7 protein-coding genes are annotated in these 6,795 nt (G+C 71.7%); 2 read left to right on the forward strand and 5 right to left on the reverse strand.

Annotated elements, in window-relative coordinates:
• Positions 1-595: 595 nt before the first annotated feature.
• Positions 596-1,630, forward strand: a complete 1,035-nt coding sequence (gene trpS / locus B7767_RS08425) for a tryptophan--tRNA ligase (RefSeq protein ID WP_085571622.1) — start codon at positions 596-598, stop codon at positions 1,628-1,630.
• On the opposite strand, the gene B7767_RS08430 is transcribed toward trpS, so the two are convergent.
• Positions 1,561-2,565: a GlxA family transcriptional regulator gene (locus B7767_RS08430; protein ID WP_085571623.1), complete on the reverse strand. Its 1,005-nt coding sequence runs from the start codon at positions 2,563-2,565 to the stop codon at positions 1,561-1,563. The genes trpS and B7767_RS08430 overlap by 70 nt on opposite strands.
• A 75-nt stretch (positions 2,566-2,640) precedes the next feature.
• On the opposite strand from B7767_RS08430, the gene B7767_RS08435 reads away from it, so the two are divergent.
• Positions 2,641-3,225, forward strand: coding sequence for a cysteine hydrolase family protein (locus tag B7767_RS08435; protein ID WP_085571628.1), 585 nt, complete (start codon positions 2,641-2,643; stop codon positions 3,223-3,225).
• 28 nt (positions 3,226-3,253) lie between these two features.
• On the opposite strand, the gene proC is transcribed toward B7767_RS08435, so the two are convergent.
• The 4 genes from proC to B7767_RS08455 all read right to left on the reverse strand — a co-directional run bounded on the left by proC (position 3,254) and on the right by B7767_RS08455 (position 6,675).
• A complete protein-coding gene (gene proC / locus B7767_RS08440) occupies positions 3,254-4,066 on the reverse strand; it encodes a pyrroline-5-carboxylate reductase (protein WP_085571624.1) in 813 nt (270 codons plus the stop codon).
• Between the two features lie 235 nt (positions 4,067-4,301).
• Positions 4,302-5,072: an ABC transporter permease gene (locus B7767_RS08445; RefSeq protein ID WP_085571625.1), complete on the reverse strand. Its 771-nt coding sequence runs from the start codon at positions 5,070-5,072 to the stop codon at positions 4,302-4,304.
• Positions 5,069-5,860: an ABC transporter ATP-binding protein gene (locus tag B7767_RS08450; RefSeq protein WP_085571626.1), complete on the reverse strand. Its 792-nt coding sequence runs from the start codon at positions 5,858-5,860 to the stop codon at positions 5,069-5,071. Before B7767_RS08450 ends, B7767_RS08445 begins: the two co-directional genes overlap by 4 nt.
• Positions 5,861-5,892: 32 nt before the next feature.
• Positions 5,893-6,675 (reverse strand): class I SAM-dependent methyltransferase, encoded by a 783-nt coding sequence (locus B7767_RS08455; protein ID WP_085571627.1) that lies wholly within the window; start codon positions 6,673-6,675, stop codon positions 5,893-5,895.
• Between the last annotated feature and the right edge of the window lie 120 nt (positions 6,676-6,795).

Raw genomic sequence — 6,795 nt, forward strand, 5'->3', positions numbered from 1 at the left:
GACTCTATCAGATCTTTCCGATCCGATTTCCCCGGTGCTTTCCAGGTTCCCGCTTCCGCGTTTCCCTTTCCGGCGGTTCCGACTCTATCAGATCCTTTCGGTCCTGATTCCCGGTCAGAGCGGGTTGCCTTCCCGGCTGTTGGGCCGTTCCGACGAGTGAGACTTTAGCGGATTCCCGGCACCCGACCTAATCGGGGTCCTGCTCCCTTTCGGGTGCGGATTCCTCATTTCGCGAATACGCATGCCAAGGACGTGACAACAGACGGACTGCTGTCTCGAACAGAGGTGGTACTTGCGGAATGGCTGTCCGGGGACCGACCGGAGTCGGCGCTCACGTCGGACAACTCGGAGAACCATACGGATCCGGCCGGGACGTGTCAACTCACTGCCCCGTCCCACCCCCGGGGCGTACTCTGGTCCGTATGACGACGCGTACGTACAGCCAGTTCTGGTGGGCCGCCTGACGGCGGCCGCCTCCCTACGTGCGCACTCAACGGCCGCCGCCTCGGCGGCCGTTTCTGTTTCTCCCTCCAGGACTCCGAGGGGCGGCCGGCCGGGGACGGCGGCCTCGGACCGGAGATGGAGAAGAGAAGAGATGACACGGGTCTTCAGTGGGATCAAGCCGACCGGGCACCTGACGCTGGGGAACTACCTGGGGGCCATGCGGCAGTGGGCCGCGGTCGACCAGCACCAGGCGGACGCGCTGTTCTGCGTCGTCGATCTGCACGCGCTGACCGTGCACCACGATCCCGCGCGGGTGCGCAGGCTGAGCCGGCAGACGGCGACGTTGCTGCTGGCGTCCGGACTGGACCCCGCGCTGTGCACGGTGTTCGTGCAGAGCCATGTGGACGAGCACGCGCGGCTGTCGTACCTGCTGGAGTGCGTGGCCACGGACGGCGAGATGCGGCGGATGATCCAGTACAAGGAGAAGGCCGCGCGGGAGCAGCGGCGGGGTGGGAGCGTGCGGCTGTCGCTGCTGACGTATCCGGTGCTGATGGCGGCCGACATCCTGGCGTACGGGACGGACGAGGTGCCGGTCGGGCACGATCAGACGCAGCACGTGGAGCTGGCGCGGGATCTCGCGGTGCGGTTCAACCAGCGGTACGGGCACACGTTCGTGGTGCCGCGGGCGACGAATCCGTCGGTGGCGGCGCGGGTGATGAATCTGCAGGACCCCATGTCGAAGATGGGCAAGAGCGACGACACGGGGCCGGGGATCGTCTATCTGCTGGACGAGCCGGACGTGGCGCGGAAGAAGGTCATGCGGGCGGTGACCGACAGCGGTCGGGAGGTCGTGTACGACAGGGAGGCCCGGCCGGGGGTGGCGAATCTGCTGGAAATTCTCGCTGCGTGCTCGGGTGGGAACCCGGAGGTGTTGGCCGGTGTATATGAGTCGTACGGGGATTTGAAGAGGGACGCCGCGGAGGCGGTGGTCGAGGTCTTGCGGCCGGTGCGGGAGAGGCACAGGGAGTTGTGCGCGGATCCCGGCTATGTGGAGGGGGTGCTGCGGGATGGTGCGGAGCGCGCGCGGGGCATGGCCCGGCCGACCGTTGATGCCGCTTATCGGGCGATCGGCTTGTTGCCGGCGGGCTCGGACACCGGGACGCCCGTGCTGAACGCGGCCCGGTAGGCGCGGGGGCTGGTGGCGAGGCGCGATGCGAAGTGCTGCCGCATGGTGACCTCGCTGCCGAAGCCCGCGCGGCGGGCGACCTCGGGCATGGGGAGGTCGGTGCGTTCGAGGAGGCGCTGGGCCGCGGCGAGGCGCTGGTCGAGGAGCCAGCGCAGCGGGGTGGTGCCGGTGGCCGCGGTGAAGTGGCGGGCGAAGGTGCGCGGGGACATTCCGGCGCGGGCGGCCAGGTCGGCGACCGTGAGCGGCTGGTGGAGGTGGCGCAGGGCGTGCTCGCGCACGGCGGCGAGGGCGTCGGCGTCGCGGTCGGCGCGCGGGGTGGGGTGCTCGATGAACTGTGCCTGGGTGCCGGTGCGGAAGGGGGCCGTGACCATGGAGCGGGCGATGGTGGCGGCGGCCTCGGCTCCGTGGGCGAGGCGGATCAGGTGGAGGCAGAGGTCGATGCCGGCGGCGGTGCCGGCCGCGGTCCAGATGTTGCCGTCCTCGATGAACAGGGCGTCGGGGACGACGGTGACGTGGGGGTGGTGTGCGCGGAAGAGGTCGATCAGGTTCCAGTGGGTGATGGCGCGGCGGCCGTCGAGGAGTCCGGCCTGGGCGAGGGTGAAGGCGCCGCCGCAGAGGGCGGCGATGGTGGTGCCGCGGGCGTGGGCGTGACGGAGGGCGTCGAGGACCGGTGGTGGTGCGGGGGTGAGGTGGTCGTCGAGGCCGGGAACGACGACCAGGTCGGCGTCGGTCAGCCAGGTGAGGGGGCGGTCAGGGAGGAGGGTGAGGCCGCCGCGCATGGGGACGGGGGTGGTGTCGGCGGCGGCACGGTGCAGGTCGAAGGCGGGGGCGCCGCGGTCGGTGCGGTCGGGGCCCCAGACCTCGGTGATGACGGAGACGTCGAAGGCGCGGATGCCGGGGAAGGCGACCAGGGCCACGCGGTAGGGGGCTGCCATGCGTGGCAGTAAACCATCGATCGCTGACTTTCGTACCTCTGGGAGCCGGTGCTGCCGGGCGGCACGATCGTGGGCATGGACATCGCGCAGAACGCAGCACTGGTGGTCGTGGACGTGCAGAAGGGTTTCGAGGAGACCGGCTTCTGGGGGACGCGGAACAACCCGGCCGCGGACGACAACATCGCCGCCCTCATCGACGTATGGCAGTCGACCGGGCGGCCGGTCGTCTTCGTGCGGCACGACTCGGTCAAGCCCGGGTCGCCGTTGCGGGCCGGGTGCGAGGGCAACGGGTTCAAGGAGTACGTGGAGCGGCGGCGTGGGAAGGGAGGCGGGGCCGAGCTGCTGGTCACCAAGAGTGTGAACTCGGCGTTCCTCGGGACGCCGGACCTGGGCGCCTGGCTCCGGGAGGCGGGGATCTCGCAGATCGTGCTGACCGGGATCCAGACGAACATGTGCGTCGAGACGACGGCGCGGATGGGCGGGAACCTCGGGTACCAGGTCGTGGTCGCGTTCGACGCGACGTACACCTTCGACCTGGAGGGGCCCTTCGGCTGGCGGCGGAGCGCGGACGAGCTGGCGCGGGCGTCGGCGGTGTCGCTGCACGGGGGCGGGTTCGCGACGGTGGCGACGACGGAGGACGTCCTGACCGCGGCGAAGTGAGCCCCCGTGCGGGGGCTCGGGCCGGTCGTCAGTCCTTGGTGCCGCTCGCGAGTTCGCGGCTGCGGTCGCGGGCGGCTTCGAGGGCCGCGATGAGGGCGGCCCGTACGCCGTGGTTCTCGAGTTCGCGGATGGCGTTGATGGTGGTGCCGGCGGGGGAGGTCACGTTCTCACGGAGCTTCACCGGGTGTTCGCCGCTGTCGCGGAGCATCGTCGCGGCGCCGATCGCGGACTGGACGATCAGGTCGTGGGCCTTGTCGCGGGGCAGGCCGAGCAGGATGCCGGCGTCGGTCATGGCTTCGACCAGGTAGAAGAAGTACGCCGGGCCGGAGCCGGAGAGGGCGGTGCAGGCGTCCTGCTGGGACTCGGGGACGCGGAGGGTCTTGCCGACGGCGCCGAAGATCTCCTCGGCGTGGGCGAGGTGGCCGGTGGTGGCGTGGCTCCCGGCGGAGATGACCGACATGGCCTCGTCGACCAGGGCGGGGGTGTTGGTCATGACGCGGACGACCGGGGTGCCGGCGGCGAGGCGTTCCTCGAAGAAGGCGGTGGGGATGCCGGCGGCGCCGCTGATGACCAGGCGGTCGGCGGGGACGTGGGGGGCGAGTTCGTCGAGGAGGGTGCCCATGTCCTGCGGCTTGACCGTGAGGATCAGGGTGTCGGCGGTCTTGGCGGCTTCCTGGTTGGAGACCGGGGTGACTCCGTAACGGGTGCGGAGTTCGTCGGCCTGTTCCTGGCGGCGGGCGGTGACGAGGAGGTCGGTGGGGGCCCAGCCGGCGCGGATCATTCCGCTGAGCAGGGCTTCGCCGATCTTGCCTGTGCCGAGGACTGCGACTTTCTGGGTCATGGCTGGGGTTGCCCTCCGGGGGTGCGTCGTCCTGTGGGCATCCTCGCATCCCGGCGGGTGGGTGGGGGTGGGGCGTCCAGTGGGCGGGATGTGGGGTGGTGGGTTGCTGTTGAAGGTTCTTCGCCCCCGCCGCCCCTTCCCGTCCCATCCCCGGGGGCTGCGCCCCCGGACCCCCATCGGCCCCGAACGGGCCTCGTCCTCGAACTCCCCCAGAGGGGCCCCCAGACAGGCTGATTTACGCCGTGCGGCGTTTCAAGGTGGCCGCTCCCAGGGTCAGGACCAGCAGGGCGCAGCCCGCGACGATCGCCGTGTCCCGGATGAAGGCCGCGGTCATGTCGGTGTGCTTCAGGACCTCGTTCATGCCGTCGACCGCGTAGGACATGGGGAGGACGTCGGAGACGGCCTCCAGGACCGGGTGCATGTTCTCGCGTGGGGTGAAGAGGCCGCAGAGGAGGAGCTGGGGGAAGATCACCGCCGGCATGAACTGGACCGCCTGGAACTCGGAGGCCGCGAAGGCCGAGACGAAGAGGCCGAGGGCCGTGCCGAGGAGCGCGTCGAGCAGGGCGATCAGCAGGAGCAGCCAGGGGCTGCCGGTGACGTCGAGGCCGAGGAACCAGACGGCGAGGCCCGTGGCGAGGGCGGACTGGACGATCGCGAGGGCGCCGAAGGCGAGGGCGTAGCCGGCGATCAGGTCGCCCTTGCCCAGCGGCATGGCGAGGAGGCGTTCGAGGGTGCCGGAGGTGCGTTCGCGCAGGGTGGCGATCGAGGTGACCAGGAACATCGTGATCAGCGGGAAGATCCCGAGGAGTGACGCGCCGATGTTGTCGAAGGTGCGCGCGCTGCCGTCGAAGACGTAGCGGAGCAGGAACAGCATCACGCAGGGGATGAGGACCATCAGCGCGATGGTGCGCGGGTCGTGGCGGAGCTGGCGCAGGACCCGGACGGCGGTGGCGGTGGTGCGGGAGGCGTTGAGGGCGCGCGTCGGGGCGGGGGCGGTCGTGCTCATCGGGTCGTCTCCTTGGTACGGCCTGCCGCGATCGCCTCGTCGACCAGGTGGAGGAAGGCCGCCTCGACGGTGTCGGAGCCGGTGCGGGCGCGCAGGGCGTCGGGGGTGCCGTCGGCGAGGATCTCGCCCGCGCGCATGAGCAGGAGGCGGTGGCAGCGCTCGGCCTCGTCCATGACGTGGGAGGAGATCAGGAGGGTGGTGCCGCGTTCGGTGGCGAGGGTGTGGAAGAGCTGCCACAGGTCGCGGCGGAGGACGGGGTCGAGGCCGACGGTGGGTTCGTCGAGGACCAGGAGTTCGGGGGTCCCGAGGAGGGCCACGGCGAGCGAGACGCGGCTGCGCTGGCCGCCGGAGAGGTTGCCGGCGAGGGCGTCGGCGTGGGTGGTGAGGTCGACGTCGGCGATCGCGCGGGTGACGTTCTCGTGGCGGCGGTCGGCGGCCGCTCGGCCGGGGTCGAGGACCGCGGCGAAGTAGTCGAGGTTCTGGCGGACGGTCAGGTCGTCGTAGACGGAGGGGGCCTGGGTGACGTAGCCGATGCGGGTGCGCAGGGTGGGGTGGCCGGCGGGGCTGCCGAGGACGTCCAGGGTGCCGGTGACCTTGGCCTGGGTGCCGACGACGGCCCGCATCAGGGTCGACTTGCCGCAGCCGGAGGGGCCGAGGAGGCCGGTGATCCGACCGCGCGGGACGGTGAAGCCGAGGCCGCGCAGGACGGTGCGGGGGCCTCGGACGACGGTGAGGTCCTGGGCGTGGACGGCCGGTTCCTCCGGTGGACGGGAGGAGTAATTCATCATGTGATGAATAGTCCTCCCGGGTCCGGGAGGCGTCAAGCCGTTGGGGTCGGGGGTGTGGTGGCGAGGAGGAGGACGACGTCGTAGGTCTCCTCGACGGTGCCGTCCGGGAAGGCGGCGGCGAGGTGCTCGCGCTCCTCGGCGAGGAAGGCGGCGGCGCGGTCGCCGTCGACGAGGAGGACCGAGTGGCTGGCGAGGTTGGCCAGGTGGGTGTCGATCGTGACGCGGCGGCTCCAGCGGATCTCCCGGCGGGTGAAGTGCAGGAGGCCGGCGGGGTCGGCGGCCCGGGCGTTGGTGTTGCGCCGCTCGGCGGCGAGGTTCACGCCGAAGTGGCGCGCGGTGCGTTCGGCTTCCTCGGCGATCCAGGGCACGTCGAGCGCGTCGACGTTCCACCACAGGGCGAGCGCCCCGCCCGGCCGCAGGACCCGTACCGCCTCCGGGACGGCGCGGGCGGGGTCGGTCCAGTGCCAGGCCTGGGCGTAGGTGAGGAGGTCGGCGCTGTGATCGGCGAGGGGGAGGGCGTCGCCGCTGCCCCGGACGACCGGCACGTCGGGGAGGGCGCGGCGGAACTCGACCGCCATGCCGTCACCGGGCTCGACGGCGATCACGTCGGCGCCGCGCGCGTGCAGACGGGCAGTCGCCATGCCCGTACCGGCGCCGACGTCCACGACCCGGGAACCGGCGAGGGGGCGGTCGGTCAGCTCCTCGACCGCGTCGAAGAGGGCGGGCGGGTAGGAGGGGCGGTTGGCGGCGTACCGGGCGGCGGCCGCGTTGAAGGAGTGGGCTCGGGTGAGGCGGTCGGTCCTGGGTGTCGTCATACGGCCATGGTGGCCGGGCGGATGTGACGCGCGGGGGTTTTCGGGGTGGCCCGGCGGCCGTCGGAGCCGGGCGGAGCAGCGGGCCCGCCCGGGCCGGTGGCGCGGCGGGCGGTCGCCGGG

This window comes from Streptomyces sp. 13-12-16 (assembly GCF_002114215.1).
GTDB lineage: Bacteria > Actinomycetota > Actinomycetes > Streptomycetales > Streptomycetaceae > Streptomyces.